This is a genomic window from Aquisphaera insulae, from assembly GCF_011064615.1.
Classification (GTDB): Bacteria; Planctomycetota; Planctomycetia; order Isosphaerales; family Isosphaeraceae; genus Aquisphaera; species Aquisphaera insulae.
The window spans coordinates 241867-259936 of the sequence record NZ_JAALJH010000002.1; the positions used below are offsets into that span (position 1 = coordinate 241867).

The 18070-nt window shown below is 67.9% G+C and carries 15 protein-coding genes; 8 read left to right on the top strand and 7 right to left on the bottom strand.

Going from position 1 to position 18070, the window contains the following annotated elements; all coding sequences use genetic code 11:
- Positions 1–37 precede the first annotated feature (37 nt).
- Both selD and G6O54_RS02160 read left to right on the top strand, forming a co-directional pair.
- Positions 38–1096, top strand: coding sequence for a selenide, water dikinase SelD (gene selD, locus G6O54_RS02155; RefSeq protein WP_205678650.1), 1059 nt, complete (start codon positions 38–40; stop codon positions 1094–1096).
- 25 nt (positions 1097–1121) lie between these two features.
- Positions 1122–1739, top strand: a complete 618-nt coding sequence (locus G6O54_RS02160; protein WP_165219664.1) for a tetratricopeptide repeat protein — start codon at positions 1122–1124, stop codon at positions 1737–1739.
- A gap of 12 nt (positions 1740–1751) precedes the next feature.
- Here the strand turns inward: G6O54_RS02160 and pheA are convergent, their stop codons facing one another.
- Positions 1752–2924, bottom strand: a complete 1173-nt coding sequence (gene pheA / locus G6O54_RS02165) for a prephenate dehydratase (protein WP_165219666.1) — start codon at positions 2922–2924, stop codon at positions 1752–1754.
- Positions 2925–3165: 241 nt separating this feature from the next.
- Here pheA and G6O54_RS02170 point away from each other — a divergent pair, with 241 nt between their 5' ends.
- Complete coding sequence (locus G6O54_RS02170; RefSeq protein ID WP_165219668.1) at positions 3166–4923, top strand: HAD-IIB family hydrolase; 1758 nt, start codon at positions 3166–3168, stop codon at positions 4921–4923.
- 9 nt (positions 4924–4932) lie between these two features.
- On the opposite strand, the gene G6O54_RS02175 is transcribed toward G6O54_RS02170, so the two are convergent.
- Together G6O54_RS02175 and G6O54_RS02180 are read right to left on the bottom strand one after the other, a co-directional pair.
- Positions 4933–5799: a tetratricopeptide repeat protein gene (locus G6O54_RS02175; protein ID WP_165219670.1), complete on the bottom strand. Its 867-nt coding sequence runs from the start codon at positions 5797–5799 to the stop codon at positions 4933–4935.
- Between the two features lie 228 nt (positions 5800–6027).
- Positions 6028–6774 (bottom strand): hypothetical protein, encoded by a 747-nt coding sequence (locus G6O54_RS02180; RefSeq protein ID WP_165219672.1) that lies wholly within the window; start codon positions 6772–6774, stop codon positions 6028–6030.
- 48 nt (positions 6775–6822) lie between these two features.
- On the opposite strand from G6O54_RS02180, the gene G6O54_RS02185 reads away from it, so the two are divergent.
- The 3 genes from G6O54_RS02185 (at position 6823) to G6O54_RS02195 (ending at position 9351) form a co-directional block, all read left to right on the top strand.
- Complete coding sequence (locus tag G6O54_RS02185) at positions 6823–6966, top strand: hypothetical protein (protein ID WP_165219674.1); 144 nt, start codon at positions 6823–6825, stop codon at positions 6964–6966.
- Between the two features lie 17 nt (positions 6967–6983).
- A complete protein-coding gene (gene ggt, locus G6O54_RS02190; protein WP_165219676.1) occupies positions 6984–8720 on the top strand; it encodes a gamma-glutamyltransferase in 1737 nt (578 codons plus the stop codon).
- 265 nt (positions 8721–8985) lie between these two features.
- Positions 8986–9351 (top strand): HU family DNA-binding protein, encoded by a 366-nt coding sequence (locus tag G6O54_RS02195; RefSeq protein ID WP_165219678.1) that lies wholly within the window; start codon positions 8986–8988, stop codon positions 9349–9351.
- 125 nt (positions 9352–9476) lie between these two features.
- Here G6O54_RS02195 and G6O54_RS02200 read toward each other — a convergent pair whose 3' ends face one another.
- From G6O54_RS02200 to G6O54_RS02215, 4 genes are all read right to left on the bottom strand, one after another.
- Entirely contained in the window at positions 9477–12377 is a 2901-nt protein-coding gene (locus G6O54_RS02200; RefSeq protein ID WP_165219680.1) for a glycoside hydrolase family 5 protein, read from the bottom strand.
- Between the two features lie 101 nt (positions 12378–12478).
- Positions 12479–13249 (bottom strand): protein-L-isoaspartate(D-aspartate) O-methyltransferase, encoded by a 771-nt coding sequence (locus tag G6O54_RS02205; RefSeq protein WP_250846680.1) that lies wholly within the window; start codon positions 13247–13249, stop codon positions 12479–12481.
- Positions 13250–13379: 130 nt separating this feature from the next.
- Positions 13380–13778, bottom strand: a complete 399-nt coding sequence (locus tag G6O54_RS02210) for an ankyrin repeat domain-containing protein (protein ID WP_165219682.1) — start codon at positions 13776–13778, stop codon at positions 13380–13382.
- 94 nt (positions 13779–13872) lie between these two features.
- Positions 13873–14745 carry a c-type cytochrome gene (locus tag G6O54_RS02215; RefSeq protein WP_165219684.1) on the bottom strand — a complete coding sequence of 291 codons (873 nt, stop codon included), beginning with the start codon at positions 14743–14745 and terminating at the stop codon, positions 13873–13875.
- Between the two features lie 331 nt (positions 14746–15076).
- Between G6O54_RS02215 and cysD the strand changes: the two genes are divergently transcribed.
- On the top strand, positions 15077–15991 hold the full coding sequence (gene cysD / locus G6O54_RS02220) for a sulfate adenylyltransferase subunit CysD (protein ID WP_165219686.1): 915 nt from the start codon (positions 15077–15079) through the stop codon (positions 15989–15991).
- A 1-nt stretch (position 15992) separates the two neighbouring features.
- Positions 15993–17927, top strand: coding sequence for a sulfate adenylyltransferase subunit CysN (cysN, locus tag G6O54_RS02225; RefSeq protein ID WP_165219688.1), 1935 nt, complete (start codon positions 15993–15995; stop codon positions 17925–17927).
- Positions 17928–18070 lie beyond the last annotated feature (143 nt).

Consider the following 18070-nt stretch of genomic DNA (forward strand, 5'->3'; position numbering starts at 1 on the left):
TCCGCCTCGCCCTCCTGGAAAGGCCAGGGCAGAGATCGTGAACCCCGGGACGCAGAAGCGGTTTATCGACTATGCCAACTGTGCCGGTTGTGCCGGCAAGATCCCCCCGCTGGGGATCGCGCAGTTGCTGAAAGGTCTGCCTGCGACGTTCAGGGACCCCAACGTCCTGGTCGCGACCGAGACCATGGACGATGCGGGCGTCTACCGCCTTTCGGACAACCTGGCGATGGTCCAGACCGTGGACTTCTTCCCGCCCGTGGTGGATGACCCGTTCGTCTTCGGCCAGATCGCGGCGGCCAATGCGCTCTCGGATGTCTATGCGATGAACGGCCGGCCGGTCACGGTGCTGAACATCGCCGGCTTCCCTGACGACGAGCTCCCGCTGGAGATCCTCGCACAGGTCCTCCGCGGCGCGGCCGATCGCGTGGCCCTTGCCGGGGCGACGACCCTGGGCGGTCACACGCTCCGGGACAAGGAGGTGAAGTTCGGGCTGAGCGTCACCGGCCTGATCGATCCGGCCGACCTGCTCACCAACGCCGGAGCCCGGCCCGGCGACGTGCTCGTCCTGACCAAGCCGCTCGGGACCGGCTTCATCACCACGGCCGCCAAGCGAGAGTCCTGCCCGGCGGGCGTCCTGGAGCGAGCCGTCGCCTCGATGATCGAGCTCAACGCCGTCGGCCGCGATGCCCTCCGCGAGGCGGGCGGCGCCCACGCACTCACCGACGTGACGGGTTACGGCCTCGCCGGCCATGCCTCCGAGATGGCCGACGGATCCGGGGTGACGATCGAGCTCGATGCGGGCACCCTGCCGGCGATCGAGGGGGTTGCGGAGCTCGCGATCCCGAAGTTCCACACCCGGGCGAGCCGGACGAACCGGGAGTTCCTCCGCGATAAGATGGAGGTCGCCGCCGAGGCGGATCCGCTGGGGGTCGAGCTCGTCTACGATCCGCAGACGTCCGGCGGCCTCTTGATCGCCGTCGATCAGCGATCGGTCGATCGACTCGTCGAGGCGCTTCGCCGTCGCGAAACTCAGGCCGCCGCGGTCGTCGGCAGGGTCGTCGAACGTAGCGGGACGACCTCGGTCCGGCTCCGCTGAGTCGGCCGTCCGGAAATTGACGTCGATGAAGACCATGACGGGAATTCGGGAACTTCCCCGCCGGGCCGCTCTGGCCTTGCGACTCGCCGCGATGGCGGGACTGTGCGGCCTTGCCTTAATTGCCTGCTGGGCCATGTCCCGTTCGGGGGCATTCTGCTCGTCTCCCGCGACAGAGAGGCCGCGCCTCGAAACCTGCGAGCGCGCCCGGCAGCTCCTGGGGGATCGGAGGACGGACGAGGCGATTCAACTCCTCGAGGAATCCCTCCAACGCGGCGAGGACGCCGGCCTGCTCGAGCTGCTGGGCCTCGCGATCGAGCGTGAGGGGGACCTCGATGGTGCCGAACGGGCCTGGAGGCGTGCCCTGGCGGCTGAACCCGACCACCCCGAGACGCTGCTCGACCTGGGGCGGCTCTACCTCGGTCAACACCGGCTTGACGAGGCCGCGGAGATCCTCGAGCACGCGGTCCGCCGCTCGCCCACCTCGATCGATTCCGTCTACAGCCTGGCCCGCGCCTATCGGCTCCGGGGCGATCTGTCGAAGGCGGTTCCGCTGGAAGCCCGCGCGGCCGAGCTGCGGCTGAAGGAGCCCCCTCGGGGAGGGATGGGGGAGATGCCTCGGGCGGATCCGGCCGCGAATCGATAACGATCGAACGGCTCACGACTCGACGCACTCGCTCCGCGGGTACGAGCCCAGGATATCGAGCCGGTCGCACTTCTTGCGGATGGCCTCCAGGGCCTTCTGGACGGGGAGGTCGTTGACGTGCCCCTCAATGTCCAGGAAGAAGAGGTAGGCGGGATTCGTATCTTTGGGGGCGCCCGGGACGGGGAAGGATTCGATCCAGGTCAGATTCACGCCGAACTTCTCGAAGGGAGCCAGGATCCGGTTGAGCGAGCCGACTTGATTGTGGAGCCGGAGCATCAGGGTCGTCTTGTCCTTGCCGGTCGGCTGCTCGGCGACCTCCGCGATGACGGCGAACCGCGTCACGTTATGGACCTGATCCTCGATGTTCTCCGCCAGGACGTTCAGCCGGTAGGCCGAGGCGGCGGCCCGGCTGGCGACCGCCGCGGCGAACTCCTCGCGCTGGGCCAGCTCGGCCGCCGCGGCGGTGGACACGACCTCCACCTTGGCCGACTGGGGCAGGTTCTTCCCCAGCCAGTTGCGGCATTGCGACAGCGCCTGGGACTTGCTGTACACCCGTCGGACCTGGCTCCACTCGCAGCGCCCCAGCAGATAATGGTGGATACGCAGGCGAACCTCTGCCCGGATCTTGAGGTTGGGCAGCTTGATGAACATGTCCAGCGTGTCGGCGATCCGTCCGTCGGTCGAGTTCTCCAGCGGGACGATCCCGAACTGGACGTGCCTCCGGTTCACTTCCTCGAAGACCGCGGCGATCGAGCCCACCGGAACATGGTCCACGGCTTCGCCAAACTTGGCGACGGCCGCAAGATAGCTATAGCTGTACTTGGGGCCAAGGCAGGCCACCCGGAGGTTCCGTTGGAGCGACCTCGATCCGCTCATCAATTCGCGGAAGATCAGTCGCAGAGTCTCGTTGGGGAGGGGGCCGTGACTCGCCGAGACGGCCCGGGCGATCACTTCATCCTCGCGGGCGGCGGACCAGACCTCGAGCCCCTGTTTATGCTTGAGCTGGCCAATCTGGGTCGCGATCTCGGCCCGCCGATTGAGCAGCGTGACGATGTCCAGGTCGAGCTGATCGATTTCCCCTCGCAAACTGCTCAGCGTCGGTGCCCGCTTGGCGTCGGGGGCCTCGCTCGGGACGGCCTTCCCTGTTGAGGGCGTTCGATTGCTGGGGGCGGACTTGCGGGCCATCGGTCCACTCGGCGGGTCTCGGGACGTAGGCCATCCCGGGTAGGTTGAGACGCAAGGTTTGGAGCCATAAGTCATTAAAGGAAAAGCGGGGCCCTGTCAAGGGGCTCGCCCTGAACAAACTTAGGCCGAGTCCAGACGCATGGTGTCTGAGGCGTTCGAGAGACAGGATCAGGGCATCGAAATTGCAAAAGGCTGCGGAGGGCGATTTGCCCGAGTCCATCAGATAGTCCCGAGCGGTGTCATGCGATATCTGGCCCTGGCCACGGATTATGATGGGACGCTCGCCCATGACGGGCGCGTCGACGAACCGACTCTGAAGGCACTCCGTCGTCTCAAGGAGTCGGGCCGTAAGCTCATCCTCGTGACCGGGCGGGATCTCGACGAGCTGATCGACGTTTTCCCGGAGCTCGAGGTCTTCGACCGTGTCGTCGCCGAGAATGGGGCCCTGCTGTACTCGCCGAACGACCGATCGGAGAAGATTCTCGCGGAGCCCCCGCCCGCGGAGTTTCTGGCGCGGTTGAAGACGAAGGGGGTCGGGCCGATCGCGGTGGGTCGGGTGATCGTCGCGACCTGGGTGCCCCATCAGGGGGCCGTTTTGGAAGCGGTCCGGGAGATGGGTCTCGAGCTCCAGGTCATCTTCAACAAGGGGGCGGTGATGATCCTCCCCTCCGGCGTGAACAAGGCCACGGGCCTGGACGTGGCGCTCCGGGAGCTCTTGCTCTCCCCGCACAACGTCGTCGGGATCGGTGATGCCGAGAACGATCATGCGTTCCTCGGTTCAAGCGAATGTGCCGTGGCGGTCTCGAATGCGCTCGAGACGCTCAAGGAACGGGCCGACTGGACGACGACCGGTGACCACGGCAAGGGCGTGGTCGAGCTGATCGAGGCCCTCGAGGCGAACGACCTGCTCGAGCTGGAGCCGAGGCTGACTCGCCATCACATCCTCCTGGGGACGGACGACGACGGGGACGAGGTGAAGGTTGCCCCCTACGGCCGTCGCGTGATGGTGGCGGGCACGTCCGGGGGCGGCAAGTCGACGCTCACGACCGGGCTGCTCGAGCGGCTGGCCGAAGCCCAATACCAGTTCGTCATCATCGACCCGGAAGGGGATTACACCGAGTTCGAACATACGGTGGCGATCGGCGACCCGAAGAATGCCCCCTCGGCCGACGCGGTCGTCGATCTCCTGGACAAGCCCGAGGCCCAGAACGCGTCGGTCAACCTGCTGGGGATCCCGCTCGCGGATCGGCCGGCCTTCTCCGACGGGCTGATTCCTCGGCTCCAGGAGTTGCTGGCGAGGACCGGCAGGCCTCACTGGATCGTGGTCGATGAGGCCCATCACCTGATGCCCAGGGCCTGGACGCTCGCCCCGAGCGTCCTGCCCCAGCCGCTGGGAAGTTCCCTCTTCATCACCGTCCACCCCGACAGCGTCTCCCCGGCGGTCCTCGAGTCCATCGACCTGCTCCTGGCCGTGGGCAAGGATCCCGACCAGACGATTCGCAAGTTCTGCTCAGCGTCCGGACGTCCCTTGCCGGCCGGCCTGGAACCCACCGTGCTCGAACGCGGGGAGACGCTCGCCTGGTTCGTCCACGAGGCCCGCTCGCCATTCCGCGTCAAGACGGTGGCCGGCAAGAGCGAGCTCCGCCGACACAGCCGGAAGTATGCCGAGGGGAACCTCGGGCCGGAACGGAGCTTCTATTTTCGAGGCCCCGACGCCGCGCTCAACCTCCGCGCACAGAACCTCTACCTCTTCCTCCAGCTCGCCGACGGCGTCGACGACGCGACCTGGCTCTACCACTTCCAGCAGGGAGACTACGCCCGATGGTTCCGCGACCAGGTCAAGAGCGATGAGCTCGCCGAGGAGGCGGAACGGATTGCCGCGGAGCCGGGCCTCTCCGCGGCCGAGTCCCGCGCGAGAATTCGCGCCGCCATCGAAGAGCGATACACGTTGCCCGCCGAGCCTTCGGGGTCGATCACCGATCCGTCCAAGTTCGGTTGAGCGATGACTTCAGCGATTGGTCGCGGTAGCCTCCGCCCGCTTGCGATAGTAGGCCAGCCAGTCTCGGCCCGTCTCGGTCGTGAGGTCGACGAAGGCGGCATCGATCTCGGATCGATCCGGAGTCCCTGCTTTCTCTCGCTCGAGGCCGCGCTCCACCAGGGTTTCCGTCCGCCCCTTCCAGTCATGGGTGGCGAGTCCGCGGGAGAGTGCGGCGAAGTACCAGACCCGGGCGTCATCCGGAGAGGTCCGCGTTAGCTCCTCGAAGTACTTGCCAGCCTCGGCGTACTTACCAGATCGAAAGAGGGCCGCACCGGCGTCGAGCGTCGGATGGCCGGAGCCCGAACCGGAGGCGCGGGCGAGCTCGCCGTCGTGCGTTGCCGGCGGGCTCGAAGGCTTGGTCGCGGACTTGGCCTCGGACTGGAGGGCCATGAGCTGCGCGCGGAGGCCTTCCACGTCCGCCGTCAGGCTCGCGACCTTTTTCGCCTGCTCGTCGATCCGCGGCGGCACGGCGCCCGCGTGTTCTTCGAGGGCCTGGAGTTTGACGGGCAGGCTCTCAAGAGTGGCGACCCGTTCATTGAGGGCCCCGAGGTCCGGTGCGGGGGTCCGCGGGAGCTTCGCCATGCGATCCCGCAATTCGTCGACCTGCGAAGCGACTTCCTTGACCCGGTCATCAAGCCCGGGACGCGAAGCATCCGCCGCGGAGGCGCTTCCCCCGGCGGACCGAGACGCCGGCTTGGTCGTGGATCGGTCCAGCAGCCGTTCATACCCCCAGGCTCCGAGTCCTCCCATCACCAGGGCGAGTGCCCCCGAAGCCATGACGGTGGTCATGCCCGAGAGGGCCGGAGCATCGTCTCGAGACGTCCGGATGATGGGCATGGGGGGACGGCCGTCTGTCGCCCCCGGCCGATGATGGGCCTCGGCGGCGGATGCCGAGGTTTCGGAGGAGTTGGGAGCGGTCCCGGCCGATGAGCGGGCCCGCGTGACGTTCCCGCCTCCCGACCCGACGACCGGGGGTGTAGCCGAATCGCCCGGGTTTACAAACACAGGATCTTCTCGAGATGACATGGCGTTTCTCCTTGTTAATGCGGGGAGGACCGGGGGCTCTCACGGCCCGGGAGAGACCTTCTTCGTGGTGCGTTCTTTCTCCTTGCCGGGGGAGACATCGGGGCCGCCCACCGGCCGCAGGACGCGAATCCGGGTGGCGTGATGCCGCTGGTCCTCGAGGCGGGAATCGACCTCGACCCAGAGCCCGGGCTTGAGTTCCATGGGCTCGAGGGCCCTGGCTTTCGGCCCGCGGACCTCCTCTGCCCCCTTGCTGGTGGCGTCGTCTCGGTGTGGCCGTCGATCGGCGTCCGGACGGTCTGCCGCCTCCTCGAGGGCGGCCGCCCCGTCCGCGGTCGGGGCGCCGTCGCTGATCGAGTCGGTCGAGGATCGATATCGGACGGTGATCTCGGTCTGACGGTCGACTTCGAATGCGGTCACCAGCGGTTTGCTCTGGGGATGGCCCTCCGCGGCGACCGAGGCCTTGCCCTTCTCCGCGGCCTTCGCCACCCCGGTCCGTGCGGCCTTTTGCGTCCCGGTTGCCTGGTCGCGGACGAAGTCACGCCAGACGACGTCGGTATTGACCGTCAAGCGCCAGGCCCCGCCCCGCGAGGGGGGAGTCTCGCCGACCGGCTCTGCTCGGAGGATCACCCCGGAGACCATGCCCCGGCCCGACGCGGGGGCGCGAGGGGACTCGACCCGAGGCTCGTTCCGCTCCTGTCCCTTCAGCTCGGGTGGGGAATAGACGGCGACGACGAGGCCGCCCATCAGCGCCGCATGGACGGCACGACTGCCTGGTTGTATCCGCATGTGGAATCCCTCTCGAATGCAGCCGAGTGGCCTTGGAGTGGGCGCGAGATGACGATCCGCCAGGTTATCGTCGATGGGATCTGCAACTGCGGTGCCGTCTTGCGGGACGAGGCCCGGGGCGCATGGGGTTACGTGGGTTGGCTCCTGGCCTGTAGAGTGGTGCATGTCGGGGAGCTGAGGCGGACTTACTGAGCGAGCGGAGCGTGGCGATGGGGCGAGTGCGAGGGATCTGGTGGCTGGCGGCTCTGACCATCTCCACGGGCAATCCGGGCGCTCTCGCGGCGGCCGACGGGATCTACTCGCGGCAGGCGGTGGTCTCGCAGGAGTCGCATGCGTCGGAGGCCGGTGTGGAAGCCCTCCGCCACGGCGGAAACGCGGTGGACGCGGCGATCGCGACGGCCTTTGCGCTGGCCGTGACGCTGCCAGAGGCGGGCAATCTGGGGGGAGGCGGCTTCATCGTCGCCTTCCTTGCGGATCGCCACGAGGTGGTGACCGTGGATTTCCGCGAGAAGGCGCCGCTCTCGTCCTCGCCCACCATGTACCTGGACGCCTCCGGCAACCTGCTCCCCCAGCACCGGCTGGGGGCGAGGGCCGCGGGGGTTCCGGGGACCGTCCGCGGGCTTGCGTTGGCCCATGCGAAATGGGCCAAGCTCCCCTGGGCGGAACTCGTCCGTCCGGCGGCCCGCCTGGCTCGCGAGGGCTTCTCGATCTCCGCGGAGCTCGCTGGGGCCTTGAACTCGCAGCTCGCCCCGCGGAAGGCCGAGTCGGGTCCTGGTCGCGGCGCATATGGTCGGCTGGCCGACATTCCCTCGTCGGTCGCCGTCTTCTCCAGGCCGGACGGCAGGCCCTGGCAGGAGGGAGACCGATTGATCCAGCCGGACCTCGGCGCGACCCTGGAACGGATCGCCGAGCACGGACCGGACGACTTTTACAGGGGGAAGACCGCCGAGCTGATCGTGGCTTACATGGAGGCCAATCGCGGAGAGATCCGTGCGCAGGATCTGGCCGCCTACGAGGCGAAAATCCGGCCGCCGGTCCATACAACCTTCCGGGGCCGCGACGTTTACGGCATGGGGCCGCCCTCTTCCGGCGGCATCGTCCTCTGCCAGATGCTCAATATCCTCGAGCGGTTCGACCTGAAGGCCGACGGCCGCGACTCGGTCCGGACGGTCCACCGCGTGACCGAGGCTCAACGGCGTGCCTTCTTCGCCAGGGCGACCCGACTGGCCGACCCCGATTTCGTCGATGTTCCGGCCGCGGAGCTGACCTCGAAGCCGACCGCCGAGGCGCTCGCACGGACGATCGGCGACCGGGCCACGCCGAGCGCCTCGCTGGCGCCGTTTCCGATCCTCCCCGCCGAACCCGAGCATACGACGCATCTGTCGACGATCGACGCGGCCGGCAACGCGGTGGCGCTGACATACACCCTGGAGGATAGTTATGGCGCCAAGGCCGTCGTCGCCGGTGCGGGCTTCCTGCTGAACAACGAGATGGGCGACTTCAACCTGATCCCCGACCGGACCGATGCCTCGGGGCGGATCGGCACGGAGCCGAACCGGATCGCGCCGGGGAGGAGGATGCTCAGCTCCATGACGCCGACGCTCGTGCTGGACGGGGGCAAGGTCCGGGCCGTCACGGGCTCTCCGGGCGGGCGGACCATCCCCAATACGACGCTCTGGGTGGTGCTCAACCTGCTCGAGTTCGGGATGAGCCCGCGGGCTGCCGTGGACGCCGGCCGGACGCACCACCAGTGGTTCCCGGACGTCGTCCTGTTCGAGAGGGACAAATGGCCGCGGGCGACGCTCGACGGCCTGGCGACGCTCGGGCATGCCCGCCTCGGGATCCGGGCCATCGGCACGGCGAACACGATCGTGGTCGGCGAGAAGTCTGCCATCCACGGCGTGCCGGACCTCCGCCGCACGACCTCGGCGGCCCGCGGAGATTGAGCGCTCACCCCGGAACTGGCCGACTTGGGCCATCTCTTCGAGCCATCGAAAACCGCCCGAAATACGGGCCGGGACGACCTCGAAGGGCGGAAATCCTGGGAAAAACCGGGGAAATCGGGGGCTGACCGCGAATTTCTCTGGATATTTCCAGGGTGATCGTCGAAAACCAAGCCCAGGAACCTCGGTGATCACCCTCAATGGAGAGGGCCGCCGGATGGTTCACAACAGGTAAAGCAGCGACCTCTTTCAGGAGGGAGAACCGTCCATGGCCAAGAAAGCCGCACCCAAGGCCGCCGAGCCCAAGGCAGCCGCCCCGAGCAAGACCGCCAGCAAGCCCGCGACCAAGACCGAGTTCTACTCCGCCCTCGCGGAGAAGACCGGCCTGACCAAGAAGCAGGTCGCCACGGTCTTCGAGGCCCTCGTCGAGTTCCACAACAAGGAGCTCGGCAAGAAGGGCCCCGGGATCGTCCAGATCCCCGGCCTCTTCAAGGTGAAGGTCGTCCACAAGCCGGCGACCCCCGCCCGCCCGGGCTTCAACCCCCAGACCAAGCAGCCGATCACCATCAAGGCCAAGCCGGCCCGCAAGGTGATCAAGGTCATGCCCCTCAAGGCGCTCAAGGACATGATCTGAGCGGCCGCGAAGCCGCTCAGCCAAGGGTCGCCCACCGGACCCCAAACCGACCCGCGACCTCCGCCCGGCCTCGCCGGGGTCCGATGTCGCGGGTCGTTCGTTTTCGCCCTCGACCTTGCCGGTCGTCACTCGGCCGTCATCTCCCAGTGGAACGCGGGGGTCTTGCCGTCGATGACGAGAGTCGCCCCGGCGCCCTCGGGCAGGGGCTCCACCTTGGCCGGGCCGATCCGCTCTCCGTTGTTGTTCAGCGCATAGGCCTTGATCGTCCCCTTCCGCCGCCAGGAGACCCGCGCATTCACCGGCTCCTGCAGGAACGGGGGCCGACCCGGGTCGGCCACGTCACGCTGGAAGCGATCGGTCCAGGAGAAACCGGTCGGCTCGACACGGGCGATCGCCGTGACGAGCAGCCGGGGGGCCGTGGCGATCGGTTTCTCCCCAACGGCCGTGGCCACCACGACCGCGAAGGGGTTGTCCTCGATCATGTCCATGTCGCCGAGCGACGTCAGGTTCCCGCCTTGCCAGCCGGCAATCCCCTGGGTATGCGGCGTATCGACGGCCAGCCGCCCCCGCGCCGGCTCCCAGCCCGGGACCGTGCCCGGCCGCGACTTCCGACGTGCCGCCGCCTCGTGCTCCCCTTCGCCCGGGCGGGCCGGCTCGCGGAGCATGAGCGAGGCCATGTGGGGCCAGAGCGCGTAGACGTGCGGGCTTGCGTTGGCCACCTCGGGAAGCTGGTAGATGTCCTCGCCCCCGGAGGTCCCCGCGGGGCCGTTTCCCCACTCGATCGGGAAGATGAAGATGCCTCGCCGGACCAGGGCGTCCCAGTCCTCGAACATGGCCGTCTGCACCGCCAGGAGCTGATCGGCGGCCTCGTGCGGGAAGGCCCAGGCTCCCTGCGAGAGCGGACACCACTGGCCCACGACGTAGGGAACGCCGGCGTGCCGCTTCCTGCGGGCCCCCGCGTTGAGCGCCCCGTCGGCGCTCCAGAGCTGCGACCGGGTCTCCGGGGCCACGAACGTCGACGGCGACCAGAAGAGGCGGTCGTCCACCAGGTCGAGCGGCGGAGAAGCCAGCCCGGCGGAGAACTCCGCGTCCCGCCGCCAATGCGAGGTTCCGGCGATCGGGACCCTGACTTTTTCCGCCCGCAGGGCGTCCACCATCTTCTTGAAGTAGGACGCCTCCTGCGCCTGCCAGAACCGTCGGCCCGACCCGCCGGGATTCCTCGACGCGAGCGATCGAAGCGCCGCGGCATACTCCCCGGGGAGGGCCACGTTCGGTCGCTCCTGGAGGTCGAAGAGCGAGATCTCGCCGAGCAGCGTGACCCAGGCCAGCGCGGGATCGTCCTTGAGCGTCAGGCCCGTCTCGCCGTTCTTGCGGCCCAGCAGGTTGCGGGCCGTCCGCAGTGAGAGCTTCATCAGCACCGGGTCGAAGAGCGCGGCGGGGCCGCCCCCGGGCGGCAGGAGGCCGGTTAGGGGGACGCCGTCGTCGTCCCGGAAGATCCGCCGCGACTGGAGCTCGAGCGCCACGTGGATGCCACGCGCCTTGAGCGCGGCGATCAGGTGATCGAGCCTCGCCATCGCGGCCTGATCGAACCTGCTCGTGTCGTCGCGGGTGTCGTCGAACAGGCTCCGATCCGGGCCGATCGCGGCGTCCAGGTCGCCCAGCCTGACGAGGTTGATCCCGGACCGCGCCAGCCGATCCGCCAGCTCGTCCGCCCGATTCGGCTCCAGGAATGCGGCCGGGGACAGGAGGCTGACCCCGTGGAATCGGGCGCGGCCCCCCTTTTCGAAGGCGAGCTTCCCATCCTTCACCGTGACGAACCCCTTGCTACCGGCCGGTGCCTGGACCAGGAACGAGACGTCCAGCGGCGAGCCGGCGACGATCGTCGTGGAGGTCGGCACCTTCAGCCAGTCGGCCGTGTCGTCGGTCACGTGGAAAGGGGACCACTCGCCCGCGCCGGCCGCGGGGGCGGCCTCCACCGTGACGTCGTCGATCGCGACCCGGCCGAGCACGTCCGTCTTTTCGAACTGGAGGACCGCCCGCCGCGCGCCGGGCGGCACCCGGACCTCCGCGACGTCTCGACGCCAGTCGAAGCTCCCCGACCAGGTCATCAGCGTGGCGTCGGTCCCCGGGATCGGTCTCCCCGTGTCGTCCAGGAAGAACATCTCCGCCCCCGCGCCGCCGCTGCCGCGCAGGCCCTTGGCCTGGACGTAAGTGCTCACCGCGAGCGCCCCGAATCCCTCGACGGGCAGCGCCAGCCCGGTGAGGATCCGCGGCAGGCCGGAATCCGATCGGCCCAGTTCCAGTGCCGTGCCACTGCGGTGCCCCGGGAAGATCCGGGCCGCATCGTTGTTGACGATCCAGTAGGCCGGCGCCGGGTCCCCGAGTTCGAAATCGCCGTTCAGGACGAGGTTCGTGGAAGTCTCGGGCTCGTCGTTCCTGGGGATCAGGTCGATCGTCAGGCCATCGAAATCGAGCGATCCGCGAGCCCCCATTAGGCCGATGGACATGATCGCGTCGTGCGTCCCGGGGGGCACGGGAATCCGCTTCGAAACCCGGGTCCACTGCGAGCCGACGGTATGGGTCCAGGGGCCCATCGTCCCCCGAGAGAGCTGCCGCAACTGGTCGCCCAGGAAGTCGATCATGAGCGCCGGCTCCTGGCCCGATCGCTCCCCTTGCTGGACGTTGTTCAGCCGCAGCCAGACCCCGATGACGACGGCTTCGGTCGCCTTCCCGTCCACCCCGAAGGCCCGCGAGATCCCCGACGGTCGCCCCCGCCTGGGGCTGTCGAATCGGATGAAGTGCGGCCCGACCTGGCCCCCCTTCGCCTCCCAAACGGCATCCCTCGCGCTGTACCAACCGTCGGGGACGCCGTCGCCGTCGGAATCCCTCTCGAGGTCGTCGAGGGGCGGCGGGCCGGGGCGTTCGATCTCCGGGTCCTGGGCTCGCGCACGCGGGTGAAAGGGAGACCCGCCGAGGGCGATCATCACAGCGACCGCGAGGGTGAAGGGCCACCCGGTGATTCGCACGTTTCGATTCCGAGTCGTCCGCTCTTCCATGTCTTCGGTTGCCCTGTCGTCATCGTCGTGAGGGGTCGCGCCGCCCATCCGCCGGGCCTCCTCGGTTCGGTTCAGTTCCTGTCGCTCGCGGGCTTCGGATCGGCCTTCTCCTTGAGCGCCTTGCCGGTCATCGGCACGAAGAGCGTGGGCTTCTTGACCTCGTCGATCAGCTTGCCGTCCTTCTTGGTGATCAGGTGGACGGACTGATGGAACCGATCGCCCAGGGGGATGGCCATCTTGCCCCCCTCCTTGAGCTGGTCGATGAGCGGCTGCGGGATCTTCTGCGGGGCGCACGTGACGATGATCGCGTCGAACGGCGCGGCGTCGGGCCAGCCCTCGTAACCGTCGCCGGGCTTGGTGTGAATGTTCGTGTAGCCGAGCTCCTTGTGGACGGCCGAGGCCCGTTGGTAGAGGGGCTCGTGGATCTCGATCGAGTAGACCTCCTTCACGAGTCGCGAGAGGATGGCCGACTGGTAGCCCGAGCCCGTTCCGACCTCGTAGACCTTGTCGGTCGGCTTGGGGTCGAGGAGCTGAGTCATGAACGCGACGTCATACGGCGGGGTGATCGTCTGCCCCTCGCCGATCGGGATCGATTCGTCGTCATAGGCCTGCCGCCGCGTGTTCTCCGGCAGGAATTTATGCCGGGGCACGGTCCGGAACGCCTCGAGCACCCGCGGGTTCCTGATGTCCCGCTCCTTGAGATGCCGTTCCACCATCCGGTTCCGCGCCGCGGCCGTCGGATCGTTGGCGGGCTGCTCGTCCTTCGTCTCCTGGGCCCAGGCCCCGGAGACGGATGTCAGCACCAGCAGTATTCCCAGCGAGATCGCCATCCCCGTGCGCATCGTCGTCCTCCTGCGGAGTCTCCGGGCTCGATCCGGGCCGAATCGGTGCGGACCCGTGCCGTCGGCCCCTCATCATAACGCCCTTCCTGGTAATCGCTCCAGGCGCCGGGGCCGAACCGGCGGACTTCCGTCATCGCCTCTGGTCGCGTCCCGCGAGGATCGCCTCGATCTCCGCGCGGATCCTCGGACTACGGCAGCGTTTCAGGTAATCGCGGCCGGTCTTGCCGTAGCCGTCCATCTCGTCGAAGTTGCCTCCACGCTCGGCCAGGAGCTTGACGACGTCCCATCGTCGCGGTCGGGCCGCCGAGGTCACCGGGGAGAAGCCGTCGATGTCGACATGGTTCAAGTCGGCACCGGCATCCAGCAGGATCGTGACGATCTCTAGATGTCCCTCCCGTCCGGCTACCTGCAGCGCGGTCTCCCCGGCCCGCCCGTTGGCGATGAAGTTTACCGGTGCCCCCGCCGCCAGCAGCCTCCGCACGCCCTCCGCGTCGCCGTCCCGGGCTCTCCTCTCGAGGTCGTCCCACATCGCATTGGCTCCCTACTCGAACTGGAGTCGTCCCACCAGCAAGCAAGACTGCTCGCCCGAGCATCATGTACGACGAACTGGCCGAGGGGAGGCTTCAGTGATTTGAAGCTGGTTCCCGAACCTCATCCAGGACCCGCGAGTTGTACTGCCCCATGCGCTCCGCCGTCGGCAGGTGCTCCTTCAAGACGAATCGCGGGCGGGGCTGGGCGATGAGGTAGGCGGCGAGGTCGCGGGCCTCGTCCACATCGAGCGAGGGGTCGTCGAGGGGCATGGCGACCTTGAGCCAGGAGGTCAGGCCGTCGAGTGAGGCGAGGCCGGCGCCGGCGTTGAAGGACTGCGGGCCCCAGACGGGGGGGTTCTTCTTGCGGCCCGCACCGTTCGCGCCGTGGCAATCGGCGCAGTGCTCGACGTAGAGGGCCTTGCCCCGCGCCGCGTCGGCCTTCGCCGGGTCGACCTTGAGCGGCGGGACGTGGTCGGGACCGAGCGGCTTTTCCGGGTTCATGGCGATCGGCTGGCCCTGCGAGAGCCAGGTGATGTACGCCGCGACGGCCACCGAGACCTCGCTGCCCAGCGGGGGCCGGACGCCGTTGCAGCTACGCATGAAGCAGTTGAGGATCCGGTCCTCCAGCGTGATGACCCGTTTCTCCCTGGGCGAATACGCCGGATAGGCCGACGCCGTCCCGAGGAATGATCCCGCCTTCGGCTTTCGTCCGCCCTCGAGATGACATGCCCCGCAGGCCAGGGCATTCCCGCTGTAGGCCTTCGAAAGCGGATGGTTCGGCGTGTCCTTGACGATCGCTTCGCCGAGCCGGACCACGTCGCCGAGCGGGCCCGGCGGATAGGGCCGCGGGGCGTGCGGGCCGTCGTCGGGGCGAGCTGTCCGTGTGCTCACGAGGGAGATGGCCAGAATCAGGCCAGCGGCGACTGCGAACAGGCTGGATCGCGACCGCGATTCGGGCGGCGTCATCGAGTCCTCTCTTCTCTGATTGGTCGATTCCAACCCGGGCGGTTCGGGCCTCGGGGGAGCAATGCGCCGGGAGCATTCTAACCCGTACGTCGCCTGATGCCGCCTTCCTGCCCACTGGTCGAACGCGTTAAGATACGACATCGGCGGTTACCCTCACCTGCATGACCGCAATGACCTCGGCCGGCCCACGGCTCGGCGAGCGCCTTTCCGGGAGGACGAGGCTCCGGCCGAGCCGGGACGAGCCGTTGTCGGCGACCGGCGAGAGGCCACGGATCGCAGGGATGTTAGGGTCCTTCCGTATCAACAGGACGAGGGGCAGACAGGAGCGCGAATGGTCGGCAGCAGTTACAACCTGACCCATCTGAAGGTCCTGGAGGCGGAGAGCATCCACATCATCCGCGAGGTGGCCGCGGAGTTCGAGCGGCCGGTGATGCTCTACTCGATCGGCAAGGACTCGGCCGTGATGCTGCGGCTGGCGCAGAAGGCGTTCTATCCGGGCCGGCTGCCGTTCCCGCTCCTGCACGTGGACACGACCTGGAAGTTCCGGGCGATGATCGAGTTCCGCGACCGGTACGCGAAGGAGCAGGGGCTCGACCTGAAAGTCTGGATCAATCCCGAGGGCAAAGCCCAGGGGATCAACCCGTTCGACCATGGCTCGAAGAAACACACGGACATCATGAAGACGGCGGCGCTGAAGCAGGCGCTGAACCACTACCAGTTCGATGCGGCCTTCGGCGGCGCCCGCCGCGATGAGGAGAAGAGCCGGGCCAAGGAACGGGTCTACAGCTTCCGCGACCGGCTCCACCAGTGGGATCCCAAGAATCAGCGGCCGGAGCTCTGGAACCTCTACAACGGCAAGGTCAACAAGGGAGAGAGCATCCGCGCCTTCCCGCTCTCCAACTGGACCGAGCTCGACGTCTGGCAGTACGTCCATCTCGAGAACATCCCGATCGTGCCGCTCTACTTCTCGGACGTTCGCCCGGTCGTGGAACGCGACGGCACCCTGATCATGGTGGACGATGACCGGATGCGGCTGCGGCCCGGCGAGGAGCCGATGATGAAGCGGGTTCGATTCCGGACGCTCGGCTGCTATCCGCTGACGGGGGCCATCGAGAGCTCCGCGACGACGCTGCCGGAGATCATCGAGGAGATGCTGCTGGCTCGGAACTCCGAGCGGCAGGGCCGGGTCATCGATCACGACGAGTCCGGCTCGATGGAGCAGAAGAAGCGCGAGGGCTATTTCTGAAATGCAGACCGTCGATCTCAGCAAGGAGGACATCCACTCCTACCTCGCCCGCCACCAGAAGAAGGAACTCCTCCGCTTCCTCACCTGTGGGAGCGTGGACGACGGCAAGAGCACGCTCATCGGTCGGCTCCTGCACGACACCAAGACGATCTACGAGGACCAGCTCGCCGCCGTCAAACGCGACAGCGAGAAGGTCGGGACCACCGGCGCCGGGGAGGTGGACCTGGCCCTGCTGACCGACGGCCTGAAGGCCGAGCGCGAGCAGGGGATCACCATCGACGTCGCCTACCGTTACTTCTCGACCGACCGCCGCAAGTTCATCATCGCCGACACGCCCGGCCACGAGCAGTACACGCGGAACATGGCCACCGGGGCCTCGACGTGCCAGCTCGCGATCATCCTGATCGACGCCCGCCACGGCGTGATGACCCAGACCCGGCGACACTCGTACATCGTCTCCTTGCTCGGCATCCGGCACGTCGTCGTGGCCATCAACAAGATGGACCTCGTCGACCACTCGCGGGATGTCTTCGAGCGGATCAAGGACGAGTACACGGGCTTCGTCGCCAAGCTCGACCTCCGCGACGTCATCTTCATCCCGATGTCGGCCCTGAAGGGGGAGAACGTCGTCTCCCGGAGCGAGGCGATGCCCTGGTATTCGGGCCCGCCGCTTCTGGACCACCTGGAAACGGTCCACATCGCCAGCGACCGCAATCTGACCGACCTGCGGTTCCCGGTCCAGTACGTCATCCGCCCCAACCTGGACTTCCGCGGCTTCGCCGGGACGGTCGCCTCGGGCATCCTGAACCGGGGCGACGAGATCATGGTCCTCCCCTCCGGCAAGCGGAGCCGGGTGAAGTCGATCGTGACCCAGGACGGCGAACTCGAGAGCGCCTTCGCGCCCCAGGCCGTGACCGTGACTCTGGCCGACGAGGTGGACGTCAGCCGCGGCGACATGCTGGTGCGTCCGGACAGCCCGCCGCACGTCAGCAGCGAGCTCGAGGCCATGGTCGTCTGGATGGCCGAGCAGCCCCTGGTTCCGGGCCGGACCTATTCGCTCAAGCAGACCACGCGGCAGGTCTCCGCGGAGGTCGCCGCGTTCCGCCACGGCGTCGACGTCAACACCCTGGAGAATCGGGCCATCACGCGGCTGGGGCTGAACGAGGTTGGGCACGTGCAGCTCAGCCTGACGCAGGCCCTCGCCTACGATCCGTACCGGATCAACGCCGCGACCGGCGCGTTCATCCTGATCGACCGCCTGACGAACAACACCGTGGGCGCCGGCATGATCCTGGAGCCCGGCATCGGCCGGGCGCCGGGCGACGCCTGGGCCTCGGAGCCGGCGGTTCGCCTCAAGTTCCGCGAGAGCCTGGTCGCGCCGGTCGAGCGGGAACAGCGGTTCGGTCAGGTGCCGATCACGGTCCTGCTCGTCGGCCTGACCGGCAGCGGCAAGAGCCGGATCGCCTACGGGCTCGAGCGGAGGCTCTGGGACGAGGGCCGGGCCGTGACCGTGCTGTACGGCCAGAACATGCGGCAGGGCCTGAACCGCGACCTCGGGTTCACGGCCGACGACCGTTCGGAGAACCTCCGCCGATCCGCCGAGGTGGCGAAGCTGATGAACGACGCGGGCATCACCACCATCGCCGCGTTCGTCGCACCCCACGAGGCCATCCGCGAGAAGGCCAAGGACCTGATCGGCCGCGACCGCGTGCTCGAGGTCTACTGCACGGCCCCCATGGACGTACTCCGGTCCCGCGACCAGAGCGGCGCCTACCGTCTGGCCGATGAGGGCAAGATCGCCCAAATGCCGGGCGTCACCGCGGCCTTCGAGGAGCCGAAGGCACCGGACCTCGTCCTCCAGACCGACCAGATCCGCATGGACGAGTGCGTCGATCGCATCGTCGAGCTCATGAGGGCGAAGGGATTCCTGAGCTAACGTGAGTCCCCGCGCGGGGAACCTCCGCCCGCTCCTGGACCGGGCATCGCCTTGACTCGACGCCAATGTTTAACAATCATTGAGCGTTGAGAGCCGGGGCTTGATGGATCGTCGCGTCCGAGGACGAGCGTGTGAGGATCTTC

Coding starts and splice junctions, on each gene's coding strand:
- G6O54_RS02160 (WP_165219664.1), top strand. CDS start 1,122: ATGAAGACCATGACGGGAATTCGGGAACTTCCCCGCCGGGCCGCTCTG.
- pheA (WP_165219666.1), bottom strand. CDS start 2,924: ATGGCCCGCAAGTCCGCCCCCAGCAATCGAACGCCCTCAACAGGGAAG.
- G6O54_RS02170 (WP_165219668.1), top strand. CDS start 3,166: ATGCGATATCTGGCCCTGGCCACGGATTATGATGGGACGCTCGCCCAT.
- G6O54_RS02175 (WP_165219670.1), bottom strand. CDS start 5,799: ATGCCCATCATCCGGACGTCTCGAGACGATGCTCCGGCCCTCTCGGGC.
- G6O54_RS02180 (WP_165219672.1), bottom strand. CDS start 6,774: ATGCGGATACAACCAGGCAGTCGTGCCGTCCATGCGGCGCTGATGGGC.
- G6O54_RS02185 (WP_165219674.1), top strand. CDS start 6,823: ATGACGATCCGCCAGGTTATCGTCGATGGGATCTGCAACTGCGGTGCC.
- ggt (WP_165219676.1), top strand. CDS start 6,984: ATGGGGCGAGTGCGAGGGATCTGGTGGCTGGCGGCTCTGACCATCTCC.
- G6O54_RS02195 (WP_165219678.1), top strand. CDS start 8,986: ATGGCCAAGAAAGCCGCACCCAAGGCCGCCGAGCCCAAGGCAGCCGCC.
- G6O54_RS02205 (WP_250846680.1), bottom strand. CDS start 13,249: ATGCGCACGGGGATGGCGATCTCGCTGGGAATACTGCTGGTGCTGACA.
- G6O54_RS02210 (WP_165219682.1), bottom strand. CDS start 13,778: ATGTGGGACGACCTCGAGAGGAGAGCCCGGGACGGCGACGCGGAGGGC.
- G6O54_RS02215 (WP_165219684.1), bottom strand. CDS start 14,745: ATGACGCCGCCCGAATCGCGGTCGCGATCCAGCCTGTTCGCAGTCGCC.
- cysD (WP_165219686.1), top strand. CDS start 15,077: ATGGTCGGCAGCAGTTACAACCTGACCCATCTGAAGGTCCTGGAGGCG.
- cysN (WP_165219688.1), top strand. CDS start 15,993: ATGCAGACCGTCGATCTCAGCAAGGAGGACATCCACTCCTACCTCGCC.